Here is a 25216-nt window from a genome sequence, read left to right as displayed (position 1 = left end):
TATTTCTCACTATAATGTCCAGAGGAAGTCGAATTATAGTTGTTTTTTTGTTGCTTTGATTTTATCGGGTGAAGGGGGATCAATGTGAGGAAAGTATATCGTCGTTTAATAGTTGCTGTTATGAGTTTCACATTAATTGGAGGTACAGCCGCAGGGGCTGCCGGCATTCAAAGTGAGCTGTACCTGGGTGACAGCCATGAGGCTCTTTCAAAAGTAACAGTATTTGCAGGAAGTGGTGAATTTGACGATTGGGATGGAGCGGCATCAGAGGCTTCTTTTCGTATGCCTCAGGGAATCGCTGTCTTGAAGGATGGTTCTGTGCTTGTGGCAGACACCCGGAATCATCTCATCCGTCAAGTGAAGAATGGAGAGGTTTCTACCTATGCGGGCTTAATGCTTGACGGGGAAGACTACGGAACTCCTGAGGGAGCTTGGCACGATGGTGCTAAAGAAGATGCTGTGTTCAACGGTCCTTCGGGCATGGATACGGATTTGGAAGGTAATATATACATAGCAGATACCGAAAATCATCGGATACGAAAAATATCTAAGGATGGGATGGTAACAACGGTTGCCGGTGATGGCATAATCGGCAATGAAGACGGTATAGGTAATGAAGCGGGATTCTATCATCCCCAGGATGTGGCTGTCGCTGCAGATGGAACCTTGTATGTTGCGGATACGTTAAATCATTTAATCCGGCAAATAACAGCGGATGGTCAAGTGACTACACTTAACGCTGCATCTGATCGAGTCGTCGAGGTGATTGGCGGCTATGCTGTTCCTGCAGGTGATTATGCAGATGGAGAGCTTTCAACCGCCAAGTTTAATGATCCTACCAGCATTGCGATCGACCATAAAGGCAACTTATATGTAAGTGATACGGGCAATCGAGTAATTCGCTATATTGATCTGGCCAAGCGTACAGTGACAACCGCGGCGGGTTTGCCTGCGGGGGAGGAGCCTGTGTATGCGAATGGTAGCCTGTATGCCGAAGGTGGTTATGCGGATGGTGCCGCTACACAGGCACGCTTTCAGTCTCCTAGAGGAATCGTCGTAACAAAGGATGGGGGACTAGTCATTGCCGATAGCTTGAACCACACGATTCGTTATCTTGTTGACGGGTATGTGAGTACAATTGCTGGTGTACCTGCTCAGTTTGGTCAAGTAGATGGCATTAACGGTCATAATCTGCTCCATAATCCGACAGATGTAGCGGTTCTGCCAAATGGCGGCTTGCTCATTGCGGACAGCTATAACAATAAAATCCGTGAGCTTGAGTATTACCAGCTTCCAACCAATTTGCCCCACAATGATCAGGTGAAGGTTGTGATCAATGATACCGTGATCAGACTTGACGTGCAGCCCGAAATTGTGAAGGGGCGCACAATGGTGCCCGTGAGAGCTTTAAGCGAAATGCTGGGCTATAAGGTTGGATTGTTGGATAACCAGCGTACCATTGAATTGACAAAGGGAGACGTAAGTATCAGGCTGCAAATGGAGAGTAAAGTGATTTCCATTAACAATGCCGAGACGGGTGCAGAAGAGCAGCGAGAGATTGAGACAGCGCCATATAACAAAGATGGCCGTTCCTATGTTCCGATCCGATTTTTCAGTGAGGCATTTGGAGCAGATGTACAATGGGATTCGAACACGAGGACGGTAATTTTACGGGAAATCGCGGAAGCGGTCGAGAAGCTGCCTGCAGCAGATCGCAAGTCGCGTGTGACGGTAATCGAACAGATTAAAGGAACGGTCTGGATCAATCAGGCGGGCGGTTCATTGACTTACCGGGCCTATAATGGCATGAATCTTCATCAAGGTGATCATATTCTTACGGAAAAAAATACGAGCGCGATATTAAGGACGGCCGATCGTGGGGATGAAATTACGATAAGCGAAAACTCGGAGCTGTACATTTCAAACTTAAGTGATGCGTCCCGTGTAAAGCACACGAGCTTTATGTTATGGAGCGGGCTAGCTGCGGCCAATGTGTCCTCACTGGTAAGTGCCAAGGATACCTTCAACATCCTTACGCCGACGGCTGTGACTGATGTTCGAGGCACGAATTTTATGGTGGGTATCAATCCGGTTACGTTGTTTCCGATGATTACTGTAAACAGCGGTCTAGTTCAGGGAAGCGGCAACGGAACTAGTCAGGATCCAGCCCTCCTCGTATATCCTGGGCAGCAACTGAGCTTAAATCCAGGATTAGATTCGCAAACGCCCAATGTGCCTTATGTGGTTGATCTTTCCGGTCTCGTTAATCAAGCTTCACCTGCTGTTATCGAAGCCATATTAAAGGCTAAGCAAAAAATAGAGCAGGAAAATGAGGAGATGCTGGAGAGGTTTAGAAATCAAGCCCCAGGGTCTATCCCTAGCGGAAATCCGGGTGGCTTGTCTCCAGACGATCTGGATCGATACCAAAATAATTTAGATAATCTTCTTCCTAATATTTTAAAGCAGGCTCGTGATCAGAATTTAATAGGACCAGAACAATTGCAGGCACTTATCGATGAGGCCAATAAGCAATCCGGTAAAAAGATCGATTTGAATAATGTCCTGCCGCTTCAATTATCGGATGAGGAAAAGCAGCAGCAGGCAAGGCAGAAGCAATTGGAGGAAGAACAAAAAAGACTGCTGGAGGAGCAAAATAAGCAGCGTCTACTAGACGCACAGAAGCAGGCCCTAATAGATAAGCTTCTAGCTGCAAAAGTACTGCAAGAGCAGGAGAATAAGAAGAAACTTGAAGAAGCCGGTAAACAATCGGGGGAAAAGTTGATGCAACGACTTTTGGATGCTGAGAAGAAAAGATTTGAGGAGCTGAAAAAATTTTTGGAGCAGATGAAGAAGCTGCAAGAACAAGCTCAGCGGCCGCCAACACCGACGACACCATCAGGACTATCGGGATTGACACCGACGCCGACACCGACGCCAACACCGACGCCGACGCCAACACCGACACCGACGCCAACACCGACACCGACGCCAACACCGACGCCGACGCCAACACCGACACCGACGCCAACACCGACACCGACGCCAACACCGACGCCGACGCCAACACCGACACCGACGCCAACACCGACACCGACGCCAACACCGACACCGACGCCAACACCGACGCCGACGCCAACACCGACACCGACGCCAACACCGACGCCAACACCAACACCGACGCCAACACCAACACCAACGAATACTGCTCCTGAGGCGGTTAAACCAATATCTAATCAAATGGTAAATTCTAATGCGCCATTTGAAATCGATATGAGCGAGGTTTTCCATGATGCGGATGGTGATTCGTTAACATTCACAGCCCGTTCGAGTGATACGGCAGTTGTAGAGGTAGATGTGGAAGGAGCTAGCATGCGCATTAGCCCAACTGGTTTCGGTTCAACAGAAATTCATATAACGGCCAATGACGGTAAAGGCGGACTAACTACAGCCTCCTTCCGTTTCGCGTACTATGGGGAGATACAGAATATGAGGTCTGAAGTTCAGCCTCATTTCATTGAGCTCTATTGGAATGAGTATGGGGAAGAGGGGATCAACTATCACGTTTATATGAATGAGGAGCTGATCGAAACCACCCCAACCACCCATGTTTCACTTAGGAATCTTAATCCGGAGACGGTGTATAATCTGCGTGTAATTGCGGTTACTCGCGATGAAAAGATCATAGCGTTATCCGATTATTCGGTAACGACACTTCCTATCTACTTTGAGCCTATACCAAGTGACGGCTGATTCAATTACCGTATGTGGAACAAATAAATAAGCAGCTTTTTTGGAGGACTTTACGCTCCTATCATTTGTCTATGTTGTTTAGATAAAGCGAAATGATAGGAGACTTTTTATATGGAGACGACCAAGAGGCTTCTATTAATATTGGTGGCTTCTAGCGATGAAGAATTCTTTATGCGTAAGGACAAAAGAATGATGACAAGGAAAAGTAGGAAATTAGCAATAATGTTATTGATTATCCTTTTTATAATAGGAGGTATTTCGGGAAGCGTAGAATTTGGCGGCATATCGACTGTTGCAGCCGCTACAAACATCTCCGGTCAAGATGGAATTGGGTATAGTGGCTCCATTCTTGGGGATGAAGTGTTAGGAAGAACATTTACTGGATATCAGGCATGGCCAAGCGGATTTATAAAAGGATCTTCTGCCTTTGCCGGCGGTGTCTATGACGGAACTAACACAAGGTCGAAGCGGGAATCGGTTCGAACCGGAGTCGGAGGCCACACGGGCTGAGGAGGCGGTACTTATATTACGGTTGCTTCAACAGAAATAGTCAGGCGAATGCATGTGTTTTTGCCAATAGTTTCGCTGAGCTGAACCCTATAAGGCACCCGGACCGGGTGTCTTTTTTTCGTGCGCCCATAGTATATTTGAGTTAACTTACAGGGGGGGAATTAAAACTAATGGACTCCAAAAGCATCATAGATTAATATTTATAATAAACTTATCTTCCTAACCAAAGAGATCAGGACCTTTCGAACCATCTATAACTCAAAACTTAACTTATATTTTAGGTAGGTGCGTACGATTGTCGGCTATGATTAAGAAACTAAAAGATTACATAAAGGAGCCTCCTATAGAGATTGAAGGCTTCATTGAGCTCTCCATCCCATTGACGGAATTGGTGCTCCGTGAGCATCAAGAGAATGGGATGATCGGATGCTTGAGCCCCGTTAACATCAGTATTCAATGGGATGAAAAGACGGCGCGCATGATAAAGATCGGGGTAGGTAATGCTGCTTATCGGTCTCCTGAGCAATCGGGACGGATTAATCGGGTGCCGGATGAACGCAGCGATCTATACGCAGTAGGCGTTATTTTGTATGAGCTGTTAACCGGACAACTACCTTTTCTTCCTGAAAAGGGTGAAGATTGGAGTACTACACATATTAGCAGGATGCCTCAGCCTCATAATCGGTTGGAGGGAGAAGGGCCGCTGCAAAATATTTTGATGAAGTTACTTGCCAAATCTCCGGAGGATCGGTACCAGAGCACTTACGGGTTACTTGAGGATCTGAAGTGGTGTCGGGACATGCTGAAAAAACAAGGATCGCTGACGCCCTTCGAAGTAGGCCGCCTGGACCAAATTCGTTCGCTAGGTCTATCCGATAATTGGTACGGGCGGAGCGCTGCAGTAGAGCAAGTGGAGGCCGAACTTGAGCAGGCTGCTCAAGGGATGAGTGTATTTTCATGGGTGAGCGGCCAGGAGGGAATTGGCAAAACGACGCTCGTTCGCAGATTACAGTTAAACGTCGCTCGGCGTGGAGGCATGTTTGTTGAAGGGAGAGCAGAACCTCTTCAGCAAACTGCACCGTATGAACCAATTCTTCAAGCTTTGCGACAGTGGGTGGATCAGCTGTGGAGCGAGCCGGCAGATGTCATTTTACAGCTTAAAATAAAGCTGCAGGCGGAGTTTGGACGAGATGCGTGGGAGATCGTCTCCATTTTGCCCGAGATTCATTCACTGTTTGGAACCGAGGCGGAGGTATCGGCTGCCGTGGACGAAGAGAATGGCTGGGATCGTGCCAGAGATCATCTGCCACATCTCATTCGATGCATGGCCGAATGCAAGCCTCCGCTTGTCCTGTTTATTGATAACCTGGAATGGGCCGACCATGGAACGCATGCGGTGCTTCACTCACTTGTGAAGCATACGGTACCCGGATTGTTCCTAATTGGAACGAGCCAGACGGCAGTTGAGCAAGCTCCCACTTCGGGAGAACCTAATTCGAATCACTTCCCTGAGGTTACCTGGTTAGTTGAGAGATGGCGTACCAATGCGGAGGAAATAGTGGCCCTCATGCCACTGACATACGAAGAGGTGAGCCAATATGTCTCCGATGCCTTGCATGAAAATTCTGCTCGTATTCGTCTTCTAGCCAGATCTGTCTATAATCAAAGCGGCGGCAACCCTCGGGCGATACGTCTGATACTAGAAGACTGGCTGCAAGAGAAAAAACTCAGCTTTGACGAGAATCGGCATCAGTGGTCATGGGATCCGGAAGTCATCCGGCAAATGGGCGACCTAGAAGCGAATCTCCGTCTGATGGAGGCGAGCTTCACTAAGCTATCGAACGATACAAAGCAGCTTCTAGCTATGGCTGCCGCGATTGGTTCTGCCTTCCGATTGTCGATTCTTGCCGAAGCGTGCGATATGGTGCCGGATGCCGCTTTCCGTGGGCTACAAGAGGTAGAGGCAGAAGAAATCATCTATCGTGAGGATGAGGATGAGCAGGGAGACAGACAGGATCGAATCTATTTGTTCGTCCATGAGTGCATTCACCGAATGGCATATGATTTCGATTCAGGACGCAACGCGGACAGGCACCGTAGGATCGGGCAGCTGCTGCAACGCAGCTTTCCCAAGTGGAGTGATAATACGACGCTGACGGCAATCGATCACTTGAACCTAGCCGCATCGGTTCTGTCAGGGCAAGAGGTTCGGCAACTGGTTGAGCATAATCTTCAAGCGGGAAAGAAGGCATTAGCTGATGGGCGCTATGTAAAAGGGAAAGAATATGCGGAGAATGGGATTCGCCTATTAACGGAATACAAAGAGCTCGAATCGGGCGAGCTCAATGTTCAACTGCAGTTGGTGTTAGCATGGACGGAGTATATGGGCGGGCAACCCGACCGGGCGAGAGTACTATTGTCGGATTTAAATAAGAACACCAAGGGGATGAGCCGATCGAAGCGTTCGTGCATATGGGTGCCCTTGATTCAATTTCACGCGTTTGTGGACAATGAGGCGGCAATTGCAATTGGAAAAGAAGCGTTGGAGGCTTATGGATGGAAGCTTCAGGAGAATAGCTCCTTGTTGTCCATCGCCAAGGAAGTGACTCGGACAGGGCTTATGTTGTATCGAAAACGCAATAAGTCTTATCTGTTGTCCGACGCTCTTGATGAAGAGTATACGGAGTTATGCCTGTTATTGGAGCAGCTATTTTTTCCTCTCTTTATGCATGACGCCAGAGCGTTGCTAGAATTCTATGCTCGGTTTATCCGTTACGGGCTTCAGAAAGGGTTAAACGAATCACTTGCCGTCATGATCGTAGGATACGAGTTGATCATACAGAGGGTGCTTCCAAACTATGTTCAAGCGCCTTCAATCGCCAAACGGGTATTTTCGGAAATGGTTAATTTGTCCAATTTTAATCAACATTCATTTAATTTTGCGAGTGGAATGTTTAAGCAAATGGATAAGCCCTCGGAGGCTTTCATCATGATGTATAAGTCGATGCGCCAAGGGTTAGAAAGTGGAGAAAGAGATTTCGCCAATCTGGCCCTGATTACCTGTCTCGTGACGTACAGCGGTGACCTGGATGCTTTAAAGGAGCTACTCCAGTATTATGAGGAGAATATGCGACAGTTCGCCAGCGACAAGACACAGGAAATAGTACGGATCGCAGAGAGTTACATGTTAGCACTACAGGACGAATCTAAGAGGGAAGACTTCATTTCCATTCCGCAGGTTCCGTCAAGCGGCGCTTCGAAGCAACAGGAAGAGGATAACTATGGTTGTGTCTGCAGGCTAGAAGTGGCTTACTTGTCGGGTAATTATGAGGAAGCCTTGTACTGGGCGAAGCAGGGAAGGCAGAACGAGCTGTCACTGGATTGGACAAGAATTCGCAAGCAACGCTTTTATGAGAGTTTGAGCTTAGCCGCTATATTTTTGGAGAAAAACGAGGAAGAACGCAAGCAGATACGGCAAGCTATACGTCGTCAATTGCGAAAAATGAAAAGCTGGCGAGGATTTCTAGGCAACAGGTCCTCCGCATATTTGCTAATGAAAGCGGAGGACGAACGAATGGCTGGAAATCCGATGGCTGCGGTACACGGATATATGGCTGCGATTGGGCAGGCGAGAGCTGAAAAATACGCTCTAATTGAAGGGATTGCCTGCGAGCGGCTTGCAATCTGCTATAAAGATGACTTAATTAGCGGATCCGGTGCGATGATTAACATGATGGATGCCTGCGCCGCGTTCGCCGAATGGGGCATCACCTCCAAGGTGGCCCAAATCAAAGGCAGATATGCCGATCTGTTGGTTTACCCAGCTGCCAAGCAGCAGGAGGAGCAGATCTTGGAGCAGGAAGTGGAAAGCGACCGTAAGCGCATGGACATGCCACAGCTGAATACTTCAGTGGAAGGCAGGGAAGAGGCGAGGGAAGGCGAGTATGAGCTTGTGCGACAACTCATTGAGGGGGTTAGCAAGCTGAAGCAGGCTAGCTGGATGACAAGTCTGCTGGAAGCAGCGCTTCGCCAGTCTGGCGCCGATTGGGGTCTCTTGTTGAGCCGCCAAGGTGACGGGTTTGCTATCGAAGCAGGCGGATCAGATCGGTCGGATAAGCAAACGGCATCCGGATTGTATGCAGAGAGCGTCTTGAGTCATACTGCGTTGACAGGTAAGCCGCTACTTCTCCATGATGCGATTCGGAGTTTTTGGGTGAAGGATCATTATATTGAAGCACAGCAGCCCAGATCAATATTGTGCATACCGATCGCGGTTCCGGGAGATCGAGCTTCCTATTTACTCTACTTGGAAAATCGGAAATTACCAGGTGTGTTTACGGATCGGGACGTAAAGGTGTTAGAGCTTGTCGCGACGCGGATGATTTATGTCGAGCTGCTGGAAGGCGATGTTGGGGGTGCCGTAGAAAATATCTCGTTGCCGTTGCCTGTCCCAAGCCCCGATCAAACGGAGCTGAGTGAGCCACTGACCGACCGGGAGTACGAAATCTTAATGAATATTGCTGAAGGGCTATCGAACCGAGAGATTGCCGAGCGGCTCGGTATTGCCGAAACGACGGTCAAGACGCATGTATCGAGAGTCATCGGCAAGCTTGGCGTGAAGCGGCGGGGGCAAGCCGTTGTCCGTGCCAGGGAGCTGCAATTGATAGATTGACGAACGAGGAAGCGAGCCTTTAAGGGGCTCTTTTTTTCGTTTTTTTGAGGTGTACATCTTTAGGAGGGTAAGAAATTCTGCCTTATCCGAGGATATATCTCCACACTCTAGAAAAAGGACTTTCAGTTCTATCGGGGTCCGTCTATCTATAATTAGACAGTATATTGACTAATTAAAATAATCTGCTATGATGAATAAAGACAACATATTGTCTAACTGAGAAAAGGAGGACTCATGGATAATTACAGAGAGTTATTTTTGATGCAACAAATATATGCGACTTCATTCTCTCTTACCAATAAGATTCAGGGTAAAGGTGATAACTACATGGATCATTTTACATCCAGACAGTTTATGGTAATGATGGCCGTTGCTCATATATCCGAAGATGAATCGACGTTGAACAACATTGCAAGAAAGTTAGGTTCCACAAAACAGAGTGTGAAACAGATGATCATGATTTTGGAGAATAAGGGCTACATTAAGATTTCGCCTAGTAGTAAGGATAAACGGGCTGTCAATGTGACGATTACTGACTCTGGAAAACAAGCCCTATTGGAAGACGGCGAAAAAGCAACATTCTTCTTAGAAGAACTTTTTACGGAGTTTTCTACGGAGGAATTGGAAACAATGTGGGGTCTATTAAAGAAACTATACCGCTTTGACGGTGAGCAACAAGATGGATTTGAAGAAGATGGTAGTTTGGAATTCACGGAGAATCAAAACGACACCCAGATGAAGGTACTGAAGGAATTTGAAAAACGAAGAACCCATCGAGGAGTGGAGAATAGCCATGAAGAATAAGTCTGCAAGGCTAATTAATATTGAAGAATACGCACCAATCAATGGAATCAATCAATACTTGTATCACTTGGGAACTAACTATGATAACCCTGTGATGCTATTTTTGCATGGAGGACCCGGCTCAGCTGAATCTTTGTTTACGAGGGCGTTCCAAGAAAAATGGGAAGACATCTATACGGTGGTTCATTGGGACCAGCGCGGGACTGGGAAGACTTTAACCAGAAATCCAGATAAGCTTCCAACGATTGATCTGGTGCTGCAGGATTTGTTTGAAGTCATCCAATTCTTGAAGAAGAAATATAACAAGCAGAAGATCGTCCTGATCGGTCATTCTTGGGGAAGTGTATTGGGTTCTGTGTTTATTAAGAAGTATCCAGAAGAGGTAGCTTATTATATAGGCGCCTCACAGGTTATTGATATGTTGGAAAATGAGAGAGTCGGTTATAACAAAGTTAAAGAACTAATTGCGCAAGCCGGTGATACTAAATCAATGAGAAAGCTGGAGTCCGTTGGTGAATATCCGGGCAACCGAATTATATTTAACAAACCATTTTTGAAGAAGGTTGATGTGGTAAGAAAGCTCCAAGGAAAATATGAAACAGGAATAAAGCTAGACCTTTCGACTTGGATAACGGTGTTCAAGAGCCCTATTTTCAAGTTTTCAGATATTATTGCGTTCATGAAGATTTTTCGGGTAAATGCTAAGCTGCATGAATTTCTAGGTGATTTCAATCTCCGTACTGAAACGGCAAAATATAAGGTTCCTATTTATTATATTTTGGGTGGGAATGATTGGCAGGCTCCTTATGTCATTGCCCAAAAGTATTTTGAAGAGATCGAAGCTCCGAATAAAGGAATATATATCATTCCTAATGCGGGACATATGACAATGATGGAACAGCCAGTTCTGTTCTTTGATGCTCTGTTGGAAATAAACAAGATTGAAGAAATGAATAAAACCAGTGAAACTACCTACAGCGAGAGCACGCCATTGCTGGCGTAGTAACTACATATAAATGAGATATACCCCTAAAGTAATGTTTACTGAAGGGGGTACCTGCAAGGGTGCCCCCTTCAATTCGCCGTTAGAGTGATACGGTGAACCTTATCATAAGTAGGGGGAAAAGTTTGACGTGAAGTCCTTGCTGGCAGTGGAACGAGAGGGCGTTCAGCTAACGAGAAAGTTCAAATAAAAATCTATATAAAAAGATGTGTCTGATACATCAGAAGCTTGCTTAATTTAGTTTGATCGGGATACCGAATTCCATTTCGCACTGTCCATCCGGATGGTGAAGGGAGTTGGGGAAGTAAATCTCCAGGGCCGGACGTGAAACATCCCATATATATGGGCTTAGGGGAAGCCACTCGATGGAGACCAGGTGCAGCAGATCTTTCACCATATCCAGTCTGTCTGTTATCCGCACAATGGCGTACTTGCCTCCAGGAATCGTCCGGATGCCCAGATCGCCAGTCGGCGTCATCTGTTGCTCCGTTGTAATGCAAGCATCATACCTGTGTCTGCCATCCGGCGTGATGAAAGGGTCGTCGAGGATGAGTCCGACCGTCAGACATCCTTTTTTCAGTGCTTCTCTCGCGTCCAACCACGAGGCTACCCGCTCAAAGAGCCCTGTAATGTCCGAATTGATTGTTCCTTCATTGATGGTTCCCCTATACCGGGCGTAGATAGCATTCATTGGAGCAAGGTTCCGAATCTCAATAGGGAGTTCCGCCAGCTTGCGGGACAGTTCGGTGGACTTTTCAAAGGTGAATCGGGCCCTGAACCGTTCCGCAATCGTCTGGAGAGGAAACCTGTCCCGGCATTCGGAAGCGCTCAGCCCGGTATGCTCACGGAACACTCTGCAAAAGTGGGCCGGGGTTTGCAGACCACAATCCAAGGCGATATCAGTTATGCTCCGGTTTGGGTGGAACAACAGTAGCTTGATTGCCTTCTCGATGCGGATCCGCCGGGTAAACCCGTGCACGTTCTCGCCCATCACCACTTTGAACACCCGATGGAAGTGAAAGGGGGAGAAGGCGGCCATGTCCGAGACTTCTTTAAGGGTTAATGGATTCGTAAGATGCTCCTCCATATAGTTGACGACATGGTTGACCCGGTATCGGTATTCCAATTCCAACGCTTTTGCTGCCACCATTCGTTTCACCGTCCCCCCTTATTTTCATTATTGATTCAATCCTATCTCTATTATAGCAAGAATTGTTAATCAGTTAGCAAGAAATTGGAAGATGATACGCGCCCATTACACTACCATAAGGGAAGAAAGAAGATAACCTTAAAGGATGTGTTCATGTATGACCGAAATATTCCGTTATGCCAAGCTGGCCATGTTGGCAGGGGCAGCTAGCCTGATCCTTACCATGTCCGCTTGCTCTTCCGAAAAGTCCTTAGCCCCTGTGGTGTCCCCCAGCAACTCTAAGGTGATCAACTTGCCCAACGGGGAGTGGCCGATCGGCACTCCAGAGCAGGTTAAGATGGATCCCAAGGAAGTCGAAGCAGTGATGCAATATGCCAAGGAATCGCCGGTTCTCTCCATGCTCGTTGTTAAGGACGGTACAATTGTCTCCGAGTATTACAAGGACGGCATGTCGGATTCCAAGCTGGCTATAAACTCGGTCACCAAGAGCGTGACATCGCTCTTGATCGGGATAGCTATCGACAAAGGTTATCTGAAAGGAATAAATGAGCCGATAGAGCCATTTTTCCCCGAATATAAGGAGTTGTTCAATTCAACCGATAAGAGATCCATTACATTAGAGCACTTGCTCAGCATGACAAGTGGCTTGCATTTCCCGGAATGGACTGATTGGAATTATATGATCCAGCCTATGACGGAGACCAAGGACTGGAACCAATTTGTACTCAGCCAACCGATGGATTCTAGGCCAGGTGAAATATGGAACTACAATACAGGCGGTTCCCAACTAATGGCGGCAATTCTTAGGAAAACGACTGGGCAATCCGAACTCGATTTTGCCAAGGAGCATCTGTTGGGTCCTCTCGGAATTGATAGCATGAAGTGGCCCCGTTCACCGGACGATTCGAATTCAGGGGGCTTCGGCCTGAAGATGAAGCCAAGGGATCTGGCCAAGATTGGCCAATTGGTGCTTAACCGTGGCGTATGGGATGGCAAGCGCATCGTCTCGGAAGCATGGATCCGGGAATCGACCTCTCGGCATTCGGAGGGAAATGTGTTTTTCGGCGAATATGGCCACCATTGGTGGATGAATCAGTACGGCGGGCACAAGGCAGTTTTCGGTTTGGGTTATGCCGGCCAATATCTGACCATTGTTCCCGACCTGAATCTAGTGATCGTCGTGAACTCGGCTGCCACCGGGAATCCCCAGGATACCACCCTTCCTATCCAGTTTATCGAGAGCTTGGTTAAAGCGGTGAAGAACAAATAGAGGATATAGTCCTAGCCTACCGCTGTTTTATTGAACTCCAACCAACGTTGAAATTCGAATGTATACACAATTAAAGGGCACCCACACGAATGCCCTTTAAGGGGGAAACCTATGACAAGGATGCCTGGGGAGAATCCTCCCTCTGCCCGGTAAGAAAGAAAATGCCGCTTCAGCTATCGCGGTGAACCTTATCATAAGTATGGCGAAATAAATCCGTGGCAGGCGTTGTCCCCAGGTATCGTCATCCCAATCGAACCTAAAGAAGAAAATAGCGGCGTAGGGATCATCTCCCTTACGCCGCTACTATTCTAGTTTAATTCATTTTATTCCAACAAATCGTTAACGACAGCTTGGAGCTGATTGCTGTTAGTTAAAGAAAACGGCGGGTTATATTCGTATCTGTGATCATGGGCATACCCAATAGCTTCTATGACTTGGTCTAAGTTGTTAGTGGTTACTCCCGTTATCCCTGCAACGGCAAATGTCGTTGCGTCAGGCTTAGGGGCATATCCAGGATCCCAAAAGTAATTACTGATCTCTGTCAACGCTAGTCCAGCACGAACTTCATTAACTATCGCTTGGATTTCAGTTACGGTCCATGGAGATTTCGCGTCCGCGCTCAATGCATAATCAATATAGATTAAGTTCGACTGAGTGACACCTGTTACTCCAGCAATGTCAAATATGGATTCGTCAGGCGCATCGACATTTGGCTCTGGCTGGCCATAGTAAGCATTAATCGCTTCCAACGCGGCTTGTGCAGTCATTGGTGTTGGTGTTGGTGTTGGTGTTGGTGTTGGTGTTGGTGTTGGTGTTGGTGTTGGTGTTGGTGTTGGTGTTGGTGTTGGTGTTGGTGTTGGTGTTGGTGTTGGTGTTGGTGTTGGTGTTGGTGTTGGTGTTGGTGTTGGTGTTGGTGTTGCTGTTGGTGTTGGTGTTGGTGTTGGTGTTGGTGTTGTTGTTGGTGTTGGTGTTGGTGTTGGTGTTGGTGTTGGTGTTGGTGTTGGTGTTGGTGTTGGTGTTGGTGTTGGTGTTGGTGTTGGTGTTGGTGTTGGTGTTGCTGTTGGTGTTGGTGTTGGTGTTGGTACTGGTGTTGGTACTGGTGTTGGTACTGGTGTTGGTACCGGTGTTGGTACCGGTGTTGGTACCGGTGTTGGTACTGATGTTGGTACCGGTGTTGGTACCGGTGTTGGTACTGGTGTTGGTACTGGTATTGGTGCTGGTGTTGCTGCTGGTACTGGTGTTGGCGTCGCTGTTGGTACTGGTGTTGGCGTTGCTGTTGTTCCTGATGCTTCAGCTTTAGCTTTAGCTTTGTCTATAGCTTCTGTTACTGAATAAGATCCGACTACAAGATCGGCGCGAGTAGCAAGCTTGGCTCCATTGTTGCCTACATCAAACCCGCTCGCCTTGGCAACATCTAAGTAACCCTGGTACCATGGAGTCGTCGTTTGCACCTCGGATTTTTTACCAAACCCCTTAACTAGCATTGTAGCAAGCTGCCCAGTAGTTACGTTATCCTTTGGTGCAAATGTGTTGTCCGTCATGCCATCAATGATTCCAGCTTTTTTTGCCGCTTCAATAAACGGAATTGACCAACTCGAAGAAGCATCCGAACCATCTACATCTTTAAAGGACGAAGTGGCTTCTGTCCCGACGGTTAAGTTGAAAATTTTAGCTACAAGTTTAGCAGATTCCGCACGCGTCATGTTTCCAGTAATATCAAATTTATCGGTGCCATTACCTTCCATGTATCCCTTGGCTAGCAATGCATCAATTTTGGCAAGAAGAGCCGCATCCAGACCTGCTAAATCTGGGAAATCTTTAGAAGTCTTTGTAGGTGGTGAAGTAACTTCTGCTGCAGAAACCACACTTGGAATGAGTAAGCAAGCTACTAACGATAGAAGAATCCATTTTGAAACTTTCCTTTTCATAGAATACGCTCCTTAATTTATTTTTTTAGATGTAAATCTGACGTAAGGTTTATATCGGCATTTATTTCAATTTTAAATAGATTTTGAGGAAAATAATCTACACCCGGATATCAAGGCTGGCTTGGTCAGCAGATTTTTTGCAAAGCTCGGATTCAGCATAATCAACCATGCCGGGTTTCAAAAAATGATAATTGTCCTTGATTAAGAAGTAGCTTTCACCGATATTCATCTCATGGCATGCTACTCCTACGATATCGCCGTTTTCCTCCCAGCTGCCGATCCGGTGCGTTCACGAGTGATTGGAGTAAGGATGCGTGTGCCTTAATCATAAACGGTCGTCCATAGCCGTATCATAAATAGCGGCAAATTTTTTGGAAAATCGCGCTGCGGGCTTTTTGGAATTACAAAATAATGGAGGGGTATAAATGAAGTATTTTTACGGAGTATTATCTTTTTTGGGACTCGTCTTGCCCTATTCGCAATTCATCCCTTGGGTCGTGCGCAACGGCCTCGATTTGGGTCTCCTATTTGAAGCCATAATCAGTACGCGTATCGGAGCTTTTGCATGGATGGATGTTTTAGTTACCGCGATCGTGCTTATCGGATTCATTCTGTTAGAAGGTACCAGAAAGAGAATGAAATATTTATGGCTGCCGATTGCAGGTACGCTACTGGTAGGTCCTTCACTGGGTCTTCCCTTGTTTTTGTTTCTTCGACAATTACACATGGAGAAAAACATTTTAAAATAACATCATTCTGTTTTAGTATGAAGACTTGCCGTTCGTGACGCTAATGATGAGAAGATACGCGTGGCGAAAAATGTACTTAAAGAATTATTATGTGATACGTCCCTCATAGCAAATGAGGTCATTTAAAACAAGCGCACAAGCCATTGGCTTGTGCGTTTTGCTGCAGCTTAAGTATAGTTCTTATTTTATGATTAATGGTAATAGTCTGAAATTTGAGGCGTAACAAAAAATATCTTTAATAAAGAATTTCGCTTTAACTAGCGTACAATTTATGGGTCATAAGGAGGAAGAAATGACTGAATTACTAGCTCCAGCAGGAAATATGGAAGCTTTAAAAGCTGCAATTTCTAATGGTTGTGATGCAATATACTTAGGAATGCAAAAATTTGGTGCACGTGCATACTCGTCTAATTTTGATTTAGAAACGTTAAAAGAGGCGGTTACGTATGCGCACCTGAGGAACGTTAAAATCTATGTTGCTATGAATACCATCGTTTTCGAAAACGAAGTTGAAGAGATGAAAGTGCAGATACAGGAATTAAATGAAATCGGTGTTGATGGTATTATCGTCCAGGACCTGATTGCTTTTGATTATATCGTTAAAAACTTTGTTGATATGGAAGCACATTGTTCAACTCAAATGGGAATAGATGATCTAGACGGAACTTTATTATTTAAAGAACTTGGTGCGAAAAGAGTTGTTCTGTCCCGTGAGGTCAAGATTGAAAAAGTAAAAGAGATCAAAAGAATAGCTGAAATCCCTTTAGAAATTTTCGTTCACGGTGCTTTATGTGTATCTTATTCGGGAAATTGTCTAATGTCAGGATTGCTCGGCAATCGATGCGCAAATCGCGGAAGATGTGTGGGTTCATGCCGTAAGGAGTATGAACTAATCGATAAGACAACAGATACATCTTTAGGTAAAAGCTATATTCTATCTACTAAGGACTTAAACACCATCGATTATATCCATGATTTAAAAGAAATCGATTCTTTAAAAATAGAAGGCCGAATGAAGGCGCCTACGTATGTTGCTAATGTTGTATCCAAATATCGTAAGGCCTTAGATCATAAAATAACCGAAGAAGACAAAGAAAATCTGAAAAAAACATTCAATAGAACATTTACTAAAGGGTATTTGTTTCACGAAGACAGGAGAAATATTACAAATATCTTAAAACCTAATAACTTTGGTTATGAAATTGGAACAATCAGCAAGATTGTTAAAGATAGGTATGAAATAACACTTACACGTCCTTTAAATCAGAACGATACCATTCGAATAAGTCACAACAATGAAGATGTTAATTTAACGGTTGCAAAACTGTACGATAAAGAGGGCGAATTAATCAACAAAGCAGAGGATGTCTGCTATATCAAAATCAAAGAAAAGATGTCTACGGGAGATTTAGTATATAAAACGAAGGATTATTTCTATAACAAAGAATTAGAAGCATCACTGGAAAAAGAATTTAAGCGGTTTAACCTCGATATTAGAGTGTATGCACGTCCAGATTCAAAGCTTGTCATAGATGCGGAGGGCTTAGGCTGTCATTATTCATATGAAAGCGAGGAAATACTAGGCGAAGCCATTAATAATCCAACAACAAAAGACCAGGTAATCAAGCAATTTTCAAGATTAAATGATACGATATTCGAACTTAATCATGTGGATTTTGAGGAATGCAATGCTTTTATTCCAGCTAAACTGTTAAATGCAGCAAGAAGAGATATTGTACTGGGCTTATATGACTTAAGGCTTAACAGCCAGAAGAAAAGAACCAAGGCTTTGGAAGCAAAAGAAAAAATAAGCTTTGCCCCTGAAAAACCATACTTTACGGCCTCTGTAACGACTAAGGAGCAGTATGATGCTTGCGTGAGCTGTGGAATTAAGGAAATCTATTATAAAAACGTTGTTAGAAGAAATCAGGATGATTACAAGGAAAAAGAAGGGCAGCTACTAATCGGAGGATATGGCGGAATTTATCACTACAGAGAAACTAATCCGTTTGTTACGGACTATTCTCTAAATGTTGTTAATACTATTAGTTGCTATGAATTATATAAATTAGGTGCAAAACGAGTCACTTTATCTTATGAACTGAATAAGAGCCAAATTGAAGATTTAATGAATGCCTATGTTAAAGAAAATGACGGCTATCCTGCACTGGAAATGATTGTATATGGCAGGGCTCCTTTGATGTTTACGAAATATTGTCCGATGAAAAAAATGAATCAATGCAGAATTTGCAAAACGAAGAGCTATGAGTTAAAAGATGAGCACGGAACGTTCCCTATCATTTCCCATAATGATTGTACAACGACTATTCTTAATGGGAAGACGCTTAATCTTTTAGATGAGCTACACAACATCAAAGGAATCGAGGCGCTCAGATTAAACTTCACAGTTGAATCAAAAGGGCAGGTTGTGGAAGTCATTAATATGGCGTCAGGCAAATTAAATGGCTCTATGAATAATGCTGTCTTTAATCAGGAAACAGACACAAGAGGACATTTTAATAAAGAGATTGTGTAGGTAGCCAAAGGGATGACGCTGTCTTCCTTGCTAATCGTTCAGCTTAACATAAAAGAATCGAGTAGGAGGGGGCGGCGAGCCCCCGGCCTCTCACACCACCGTACGTACCGTTCGGTATACGGCGGTTCATGAAATATTCCGTAAGGAGTTGTATCTGTCCAATACACTCTTTAATCCATTGGATTCCCAATATTGGTTATTCAATGCACGTTGTAGAATTGGACTCCCCGCAATTCGCTACTAAGTTGCTGGCAGAGTTGGGTCTGGGCTCGAAGTTAAAAAGTCTTCCAGGGGAGCTGTCAGGTGGGGAGAAGCAGCGGACAGCGATCGCTCGTGCTTTAATTAATAACCCCAATGTCATCTTGGCGGATGAGCCGACAGCAAGTTTGGATACCAAGCGCGCCCATGAAGTAGTCAGTCTAATTGCGCAAGAGGTGAAGTCACGCCAGAAAGCGGCGATTATGGTTACCCACGATGAGCGTATGCTTGAATATTGCGACAAGGTATACCGGATGGAAGATGGGAAATTGTCGTTAGCTGAATCGTTAAGATCAGGGGTGTAACCAAGTTTCGTTCATAGATGTTGCGGTAACCTTATCATAAGTAACGACGAAAAAAGGGAGTATGCGCACACTCCCTTTGGAGCTAACATTGAATATTATCAAATGTCTACTTTAGATTAATCCAATAAGGCGAACCACTCAGATCACTTAATTTGCCGTCTTATTGATAAAATCAATCTCATTTCTGATCCCTTTATGGGCGTCATTCCACAGGCCCTTTGTCAGGCGAATGCGCAGCAGGCATGTGTTAGGATCTTCGTCGTTATTGGCTTCGTTATACCAATCGGCGAATATAGTGCGCAACTTAGTCATCATCTCGGCGTTATTCTCGTCACATACCCAGCCCAGGTTCTCACCGATACCATCGGCCGTAAAGTTTTCGACGATGATACAAACGGCGACTTCGGGGTTCTGGGCGATCTGCCGCATTTTGCCTGAGGTCGCATAAGTGACGGTGTAGAACGCGCCGTCCTCATAATAGGCGTCCACTATGCGGGCGGCGGGACGGCTTATACCATTGGCCCCGGGTTCCAGCGCGATGGTAGACAGAGTAATCAGGCCGTCCTTGTTACCCACTTGTTCTTCCAGCAGCTTCATGGCTTCGTCGTACTTGCTCATTATACTACCTCCTAAAATGTCATAAGGTATACATTGTTAAGCTTATCATTGTAAAATATTGGTGCATGTGAAGAATAATACGATAAAAGATTAAATCGCCATCAATCCAAGCTTATACTCGATGGTCTTTTTTTTATGCCATTTAATCTCCAGTCTACAAATATATCTATTTTTTTTATGTAATAGACATTGTAAATTACCCTGGTCCTATTGTAGAATCAAGAAGTTGTCGAATAATGGTGTAAAATGCCATCCTTGGAACTCACTAGGACGACAGACTCATTGATATTTTTAGAGTAAGAAGGGGGAAGAAACAATGTTATTCCAAGCAGCACGCCGTAAACTCAGTCTGATGATTGTGTTTGCCCTATTAGTAAGCACTCTTACGCCACATATGGTGTTTGGTGAGGCCGCACAGTTCAAAGACATCACAGGCTCTTATGCGCAAAAGGAGATTCATTCATTAACTGAAGCAGGAATAATCTCAGGGTATGAAGATAACTCTTTTAAACCGAAAAAGGCTATGTCACGTGCCGAACTGGCGAAAATCATAGTCCTGTCGTTGGGTCTAGAAGCAAATGCTGATCAAGCCGCACCGTTTAAAGACGTTGCCGCGAACAGTTGGTATCGCGGTTATGTAGGTGCATTGGTAAAGGCAGGCATTACGGAGGGGACATCGGCGACCACCTTCAGTCCTAATGCAAATGTCACCCGTGAAGAGCTGGTCGTATTTTTCATCCGAGCTTTCGAATTGGATGAAACAGCGAAGAAGCTTCCGGTTGATAGCAAGCTGTCAGATATCTCAGAGGTGTCCGAATGGGCAAAAGCACAAGTATCCCTTGCCTTTAAAAATGGTTTCATCAACGGGGTCCAAGGCAGTGACGGCACCCTGAAATTCAAACCCAAAGAGCATGCGGAGCGCCAAGCTCTGGCTCGTCTGGCTTATGAGTTCAAAACCAATAAGTCAGTATATGTCGAGAAATCCAAACAGCTTCTGGCTGAAGAGGTTAATAAGGGCAAGAGTCCTGAGGTAACACCGACTGCCACTCCGGCAACAACTGACCACGGGACATCTGTGACAGCACCAGCGCCGGGAGCTTCAGGTCCGGGAACGCCAGCATCGGCAACCCCAGCACCGGCAACCCCAGCACCAGTGACACCAACACCAGTGACACCGACATCGACACCGACACCGGCAACCCCGGCACCGGCAAATGCTCTCCAGGTTGTGGTGAAGGGGGAGAGTTCAGATGCCATTTATGTGGAAGAGCCAACAGAAGTTATATTCCGCTCATCGATTAATGCGGCAGGAACGGTAATCGCTAGTGTCTATCAAGTAGATGACAGCGGCAAAGTGATTTCCCAAATCATTTCGTTGTACGATGACGGTTTGGAAGCCCATGGAGACAGTCTTGAGGCAGACGGGCTGTACAGTGGCAAAGCAGTATTGACTGAAAGTACGGAGGGTTACATAAATCTGCAGGCGTTTGTGGGAGATGTGCCAAGCAGCACAGTTTTTAAATTATCTGTAATGAAGCATCTTACGGATGAACAGCTTGCACAAACGGAAATCATTGAAAATAATACACAGAGTAAGCTTGATCAACTGGCTACTTCATATGGTAATTTGCAAAAAGCAAAGGAAGAAACTGTGGCTTGGCTCCAAACCCAAGCAGAAGTAGAGCATGCTGGAATTTCGGGTGAAGGAGGAAGCATCTGGTATTTGCTGGACAACGGGATTCTAGGGGGGATATCCGCAGCTCCTGAGAATACAAAAGGGTTAAGCAGCACCGTAGAAGAGGCTGCGTCCAGTACTGCATTGGCGGCTGAGGCGCTAACGCAAAATGTGGAACAAACTGTAGCCACCATAGGAAGCCAGCGGGTTGCTGTAATTTCTCCGTTCTCCGGCACACTTCCATCTTCGACTGTTTATGACGCTGTATATCACAGCTTTGACCAGTCGAGTTACCCTTTCCTTGTGGAAAGAGTAAAGGACACCGCAGCGGGCGTGAATTTCTTTAAAGGACTGAATCAGTATGGCGTCGTGGTCTTGGATACCCACGGAGATACTTATTATGATGAAATAGTGCTACAGAAGCTCCATAATAAATACGGCATTGATTTCAAATACGCTGGACCGCAAGTCATGTTCCTGACAGGAGAAAAGGCAACGACAGAGAGCAAAAAGACCTATGAGTTGGACTTGAAAAAGGGAAGATTGGCTATTATATCCGGTTATTATGCTATTACACCGTCTTTTATTACACGGTACAACGATATGCTTCCTGATACCATCGTATATAATGGCAGCTGCCGCAGCGCGTACAACGATTCCATGGCAGATGCCTTCATCAACAATGGTGCTGGCACTTATTATGGATATACCGATTATGTAAAGCTTGCATATGATCAAGCTATTGCTAAATCCGTATTTACCGCTTTAAACGATGAGAACATGACAACCGAAAAAGCCTTTCAAGCAGCAGTGGCTGCCCATGGAGCAAACGATGGGTTGGCGGCATTCTTCATGAAAGGAAGCAGCATTGGCACTAAGACCGAAGGGGTCATCAACGGAACCTTTGAAAACGGAACTTGGACCGGCTGGAATGGAAACGGCGATGTTCGGGTGATCTCCAAGCTGGGACCGCTTAAACCGACAGAGGGGAACTACATGGCTATTATCAGCACTGGCCTTGGGTATGAAAACAATGATCAAGGAGGATATGACTACAATTCAGATAGTTATATCGAGCAAAGTTTCATTGTTCCAGCGGGTGCAACAACCCTATCGTTTGATTACAATTTCATTTCTGAGGAGCCTAAGGAATTCGTTGGAAGCAAATTCAATGACACCTTCAGAGCAACGGTAACTTCCAGTGTATACATTAATACGGCTTCCCTCATTACTTCTCACATGAATGGCGGCAATACAGTGACGTCCAGTGTCTATGGCAATGATTCTGTTATTATCGGGGCTGAATCGATTAATGAATCCACGGCCTATTGGATTGAAGAGAACAAAGTAGCGATTGATTTCTACGGCGGGGATCATACAACATACATGACGAATTGGAAGCATGTACAATTTGATGTAAGCCAATTTGCCGGCAAGGGCTCCATTGTCCTTCGGTTCCATGTTTGGGATCAAGGAGATAGTATCTACGATACGGCAGTACTAATCGATAATGTAATATTAAAGTAATCAAAAAACGGCTGGATCAGGGGAACCTGACCAGCCGTTTCTTTTGGAAATAAGCTAATGGACTTGCGTTCGGATATGGATTCCAAATAAAATGTGCATATTGCACATAATTTGTGTTATACTTTATTATGTGCAATATGCACATAATATGGGGTGGAAGAAGGGTGTAAATATGAAGGCAGCAATCGTAAAGGATAAGGGGACGATTCCCGTAATGGGTCATTGTGATTCCCCTGTTGGGACAGAGGGGCTAGTTATAATTAACGTTACGGCCACAGCCTTGAGTCGAGTTAGCAAGTTCCGTTCAATGGGTATGCACTACTCTTCTGAAGTTAACTTTCCAATTGTAGCCGGTATCGACGGTGTAGGAACTTTGAAAGATGGGTCTCGTGTTTACTTTGCGCTGCCTACTGCACCATATGGCAGTTTGGCTGAGCAAACAATCGTCAACGAAAAGCTGACTGTCCGTTTACCAGATGGTATTGATGATCTCACTGCTGCCGCTATCGCCAACCCTGCTATGTCGTCATGGGCTGCATTGGTATTTCGAGCTGGTTTTAAATCCGGTCAAACTGTATTGATTAATGGCGCTACTGGTGCATCCGGTAGTTTAGCAGTTCAGATTGCTAAGGGTCTGGGGGCCAAGAAGGTCATTGTAACAGGACGCAACGAATCGAAGTTGCAAGCACTTGAAGCTGATGAGGCTATTGCATTTGATATGACAGCCGACAACGGTCAAAAAATGTTTGAAAACGCCCTAATGCCAGTTATTGCTGAAGGTGTTGATGTTATATTGGATTATCTTTGGGGCGACAGCGCACTCGCTATCATGTCAGCTCTTGTTAAGGCGAAAACGGATCGTTCAACTCGTTTTGTAAGCATTGGAACTTCATCTGGCCAAGAAAGCATTCATTTACCTTCATCTCTTTTACGCTCATCAACAATCGAACTCGTAGGTAGCGGAGATAAGAGTGTTTCTAAAGCTGATATGCTATCTGCTGTTAGAGGTGTCTTTGAAATGGCTGCCGAGGGGAAGATAAAAATTACCACAAAAGAGTTCGCTCTAGAAGATATTGAAGAGGCTTGGAATGCCCCGCTAATGCCTCGTCCTGTTGTAAGGGTGAAATAAAATGGAAAACGATATTTTTAAAGCACTGATCGATTTAGTTTCCATTATCAATAGGCCAGACCGTGATAAGAAGATGATTGCTAATGCTGGCGTAAATTTGGAAGCAGCAACCTTTCGTGTCTTTGTGGGCATCGTGCATCTCCAACCGACTAGTGTTGGTGATTTGGCCGCCATGATGGGAAAAAACTATTCGAGTGTTAGCCGGCAAATTGATAAGTTAGAAAACGCGGGGTTGGTTCATACGTATCCATCAAGTGCAGATTCCCGCATTCGTGTGTCTGAATTGACGAAAAGCGGGGAGGAAATCAATGCAATGATTAGCCTCACCCGTGAACGCATTTTGCATGAAGCTTTGGATGACTGGACTCTAGAGGAAAAGAACAGCTTATTGAATAACTTAAGGCGTTTATTTGAATCGTTGCAAAGATTCGACTAGTTGCAGATTATGACTGTTCACACACAGCTCAATGTTTATTGCGATGGTGGATATTCGGGTAAAAGGAATTACGGATTCAATGGGGAACCATTCTGAAATCGGATTTACGAGGAAGCCGCAAAAATGCTAAAACGCTACTGACACAACGTTGTCAGTAGCGTTTTTGTATATTAGGGGTATAGCGAGTAGCGCAGTGTTTTGGAGATAGGGTGACCTTGCTCATAATCTTATTATAGAGGTGGAATTTATTCATGAGTAATATCAAATGGGAAGTGGATCCGGACCACAGCTCCGTCGAGTTTTCGGTGACGCATTTAATGATTAATAAAATCAAAGGAGTATTTGAGCGTTTCCAGGCTATCTTAAGTTTTGATCCCAACGAGTTAACAACTATGGGTATTCAGGCTTCCATAGACGCAAATAGTATCACAACTCGCCAAGCGCAGCGAGATGAACATTTGAGGGGCGACGACTTCCTTCATGCTGCCAAGTATCCAACCATTGCGTTTCAAAGCACCAACTGCGTCTTTGCTGGTGAGCGGCAATATGAACTTACAGGCAATCTAACTCTGCATGGAGTAACCCAATCTGTTACTTTTCATACTGTATTTGAAGGACTAAACAAGGACCCACGCGGACGGGAACGTGTAGGATTTCATTCAACAGCCAGTATTGATCGTAATGAATTTGGTTTGAAATTCAACTCGCCTCTGGAAACGGGTGGAATTATAGTCGGAAATGAAGTGAGGATCGAGCTTTGTATTGAGGCAATTAAAATACTGTGAACCGTATCACAAATTAATGTATTTTTACACCAAACGTAGTTATGACAAGGTATAAAAAAATCCCTCTCTGCGTAATAGAGAGGGACAGTAACTATTTAAGTACCAATTCAT

The 25216-nt window shown here is 45.2% G+C and carries 16 protein-coding genes and 1 pseudogene; 13 read left to right on the top strand and 4 right to left on the bottom strand.

Annotation, left to right across the window (positions count from 1 at the left end):
* The first annotated feature begins 84 nt into the window (after positions 1–84).
* From NSQ50_RS30675 to NSQ50_RS30650, 5 genes are all read left to right on the top strand, one after another.
* Complete coding sequence (locus NSQ50_RS30675; protein WP_340949887.1) at positions 85–3750, top strand: stalk domain-containing protein; 3666 nt, start codon at positions 85–87, stop codon at positions 3748–3750.
* Between the two features lie 111 nt (positions 3751–3861).
* A complete protein-coding gene (locus NSQ50_RS30670) occupies positions 3862–4260 on the top strand; it encodes a hypothetical protein (RefSeq protein ID WP_076140575.1) in 399 nt (132 codons plus the stop codon).
* Between the two features lie 304 nt (positions 4261–4564).
* Positions 4565–8932 carry an AAA family ATPase gene (locus NSQ50_RS30665; protein WP_143760441.1) on the top strand — a complete coding sequence of 1456 codons (4368 nt, stop codon included), beginning with the start codon at positions 4565–4567 and terminating at the stop codon, positions 8930–8932.
* Positions 8933–9166: 234 nt separating this feature from the next.
* The gene (locus NSQ50_RS30655; RefSeq protein ID WP_076140579.1) at positions 9167–9736 is read left to right on the top strand and encodes a MarR family winged helix-turn-helix transcriptional regulator; all 570 of its coding nucleotides are present in this window, start codon (positions 9167–9169) and stop codon (positions 9734–9736) included.
* Complete coding sequence (locus NSQ50_RS30650; RefSeq protein ID WP_076222420.1) at positions 9726–10739, top strand: alpha/beta fold hydrolase; 1014 nt, start codon at positions 9726–9728, stop codon at positions 10737–10739. The genes NSQ50_RS30655 and NSQ50_RS30650 overlap by 11 nt, the downstream gene beginning before the upstream one ends.
* Positions 10740–10971: 232 nt before the next feature.
* On the opposite strand, the gene NSQ50_RS30645 is transcribed toward NSQ50_RS30650, so the two are convergent.
* Entirely contained in the window at positions 10972–11889 is a 918-nt protein-coding gene (locus NSQ50_RS30645) for an AraC family transcriptional regulator (protein WP_036681034.1), read from the bottom strand.
* Positions 11890–12034: 145 nt separating this feature from the next.
* Between NSQ50_RS30645 and NSQ50_RS30640 the strand changes: the two genes are divergently transcribed.
* Entirely contained in the window at positions 12035–13159 is a 1125-nt protein-coding gene (locus NSQ50_RS30640; protein ID WP_081383629.1) for a serine hydrolase domain-containing protein, read from the top strand.
* A gap of 323 nt (positions 13160–13482) precedes the next feature.
* Here NSQ50_RS30640 and NSQ50_RS30635 read toward each other — a convergent pair whose 3' ends face one another.
* The gene (locus tag NSQ50_RS30635; protein WP_340949886.1) at positions 13483–15087 is read right to left on the bottom strand and encodes an S-layer homology domain-containing protein; all 1605 of its coding nucleotides are present in this window, start codon (positions 15085–15087) and stop codon (positions 13483–13485) included.
* 97 nt (positions 15088–15184) lie between these two features.
* On the bottom strand, positions 15185–15316 hold the full coding sequence (locus NSQ50_RS30630) for a hypothetical protein (protein WP_256715920.1): 132 nt from the start codon (positions 15314–15316) through the stop codon (positions 15185–15187).
* A 196-nt stretch (positions 15317–15512) separates the two neighbouring features.
* Between NSQ50_RS30630 and NSQ50_RS30625 the strand changes: the two genes are divergently transcribed.
* From NSQ50_RS30625 to NSQ50_RS30615, 3 genes and pseudogenes are all read left to right on the top strand, one after another.
* Entirely contained in the window at positions 15513–15836 is a 324-nt protein-coding gene (locus NSQ50_RS30625; RefSeq protein WP_036682419.1) for a DUF2834 domain-containing protein, read from the top strand.
* Positions 15837–16128: 292 nt separating this feature from the next.
* Positions 16129–18372, top strand: a complete 2244-nt coding sequence (locus NSQ50_RS30620; RefSeq protein WP_076140582.1) for a U32 family peptidase — start codon at positions 16129–16131, stop codon at positions 18370–18372.
* A 212-nt stretch (positions 18373–18584) separates the two neighbouring features.
* Positions 18585–18935: pseudogene (locus NSQ50_RS30615) on the top strand (ATP-binding cassette domain-containing protein); the annotation flags it as partial.
* A 147-nt stretch (positions 18936–19082) separates the two neighbouring features.
* Here the strand turns inward: NSQ50_RS30615 and NSQ50_RS30610 are convergent.
* Positions 19083–19553: a pyridoxamine 5'-phosphate oxidase family protein gene (locus NSQ50_RS30610; RefSeq protein ID WP_076099768.1), complete on the bottom strand. Its 471-nt coding sequence runs from the start codon at positions 19551–19553 to the stop codon at positions 19083–19085.
* Between the two features lie 316 nt (positions 19554–19869).
* On the opposite strand from NSQ50_RS30610, the gene NSQ50_RS30605 reads away from it, so the two are divergent.
* From NSQ50_RS30605 to NSQ50_RS30590, 4 genes are all read left to right on the top strand, one after another.
* A complete protein-coding gene (locus NSQ50_RS30605) occupies positions 19870–22755 on the top strand; it encodes an S-layer homology domain-containing protein (RefSeq protein WP_076222419.1) in 2886 nt (961 codons plus the stop codon).
* Between the two features lie 172 nt (positions 22756–22927).
* Positions 22928–23884, top strand: a complete 957-nt coding sequence (locus NSQ50_RS30600) for a quinone oxidoreductase family protein (RefSeq protein ID WP_036682403.1) — start codon at positions 22928–22930, stop codon at positions 23882–23884.
* 1 nt (position 23885) lies between these two features.
* Positions 23886–24320, top strand: a complete 435-nt coding sequence (locus NSQ50_RS30595) for a MarR family winged helix-turn-helix transcriptional regulator (RefSeq protein ID WP_036682401.1) — start codon at positions 23886–23888, stop codon at positions 24318–24320.
* 251 nt (positions 24321–24571) lie between these two features.
* On the top strand, positions 24572–25105 hold the full coding sequence (locus tag NSQ50_RS30590; RefSeq protein ID WP_076105142.1) for a YceI family protein: 534 nt from the start codon (positions 24572–24574) through the stop codon (positions 25103–25105).
* The last annotated feature ends 111 nt before the right edge of the window (positions 25106–25216 follow it).

Source organism: Paenibacillus sp. FSL R10-2788 (genome assembly GCF_038003885.1).
GTDB lineage: Bacteria > Bacillota > Bacilli > Paenibacillales > Paenibacillaceae > Paenibacillus_AQ > Paenibacillus_AQ odorifer.
The sequence above is the reverse complement of the archived record's forward strand: the minus strand, read 5'-3'. Positions and strand labels throughout refer to the sequence as shown.

Excerpts from the sequence above, each read along its gene's own strand:
- NSQ50_RS30645 (WP_036681034.1), bottom strand. The coding sequence starts at position 11,889 with ATGGTGGCAGCAAAAGCGTTGGAATTGGAATACCGATACCGGGTCAAC.
- NSQ50_RS30610 (WP_076099768.1), bottom strand. The coding sequence starts at position 19,553 with ATGAGCAAGTACGACGAAGCCATGAAGCTGCTGGAAGAACAAGTGGGT.
- NSQ50_RS30605 (WP_076222419.1), top strand. The coding sequence starts at position 19,870 with ATGTTATTCCAAGCAGCACGCCGTAAACTCAGTCTGATGATTGTGTTT.
- NSQ50_RS30665 (WP_143760441.1), top strand. The coding sequence starts at position 4,565 with ATGATTAAGAAACTAAAAGATTACATAAAGGAGCCTCCTATAGAGATT.
- NSQ50_RS30595 (WP_036682401.1), top strand. The coding sequence starts at position 23,886 with ATGGAAAACGATATTTTTAAAGCACTGATCGATTTAGTTTCCATTATC.
- NSQ50_RS30650 (WP_076222420.1), top strand. The coding sequence starts at position 9,726 with ATGAAGAATAAGTCTGCAAGGCTAATTAATATTGAAGAATACGCACCA.
- NSQ50_RS30600 (WP_036682403.1), top strand. The coding sequence starts at position 22,928 with ATGAAGGCAGCAATCGTAAAGGATAAGGGGACGATTCCCGTAATGGGT.
- NSQ50_RS30590 (WP_076105142.1), top strand. The coding sequence starts at position 24,572 with ATGAGTAATATCAAATGGGAAGTGGATCCGGACCACAGCTCCGTCGAG.
- NSQ50_RS30625 (WP_036682419.1), top strand. The coding sequence starts at position 15,513 with ATGAAGTATTTTTACGGAGTATTATCTTTTTTGGGACTCGTCTTGCCC.
- NSQ50_RS30670 (WP_076140575.1), top strand. The coding sequence starts at position 3,862 with ATGGAGACGACCAAGAGGCTTCTATTAATATTGGTGGCTTCTAGCGAT.
- NSQ50_RS30620 (WP_076140582.1), top strand. The coding sequence starts at position 16,129 with ATGACTGAATTACTAGCTCCAGCAGGAAATATGGAAGCTTTAAAAGCT.
- NSQ50_RS30635 (WP_340949886.1), bottom strand. The coding sequence starts at position 15,087 with ATGAAAAGGAAAGTTTCAAAATGGATTCTTCTATCGTTAGTAGCTTGC.
- NSQ50_RS30640 (WP_081383629.1), top strand. The coding sequence starts at position 12,035 with ATGTGTTCATGTATGACCGAAATATTCCGTTATGCCAAGCTGGCCATG.
- NSQ50_RS30655 (WP_076140579.1), top strand. The coding sequence starts at position 9,167 with ATGGATAATTACAGAGAGTTATTTTTGATGCAACAAATATATGCGACT.
- NSQ50_RS30630 (WP_256715920.1), bottom strand. The coding sequence starts at position 15,316 with ATGAATATCGGTGAAAGCTACTTCTTAATCAAGGACAATTATCATTTT.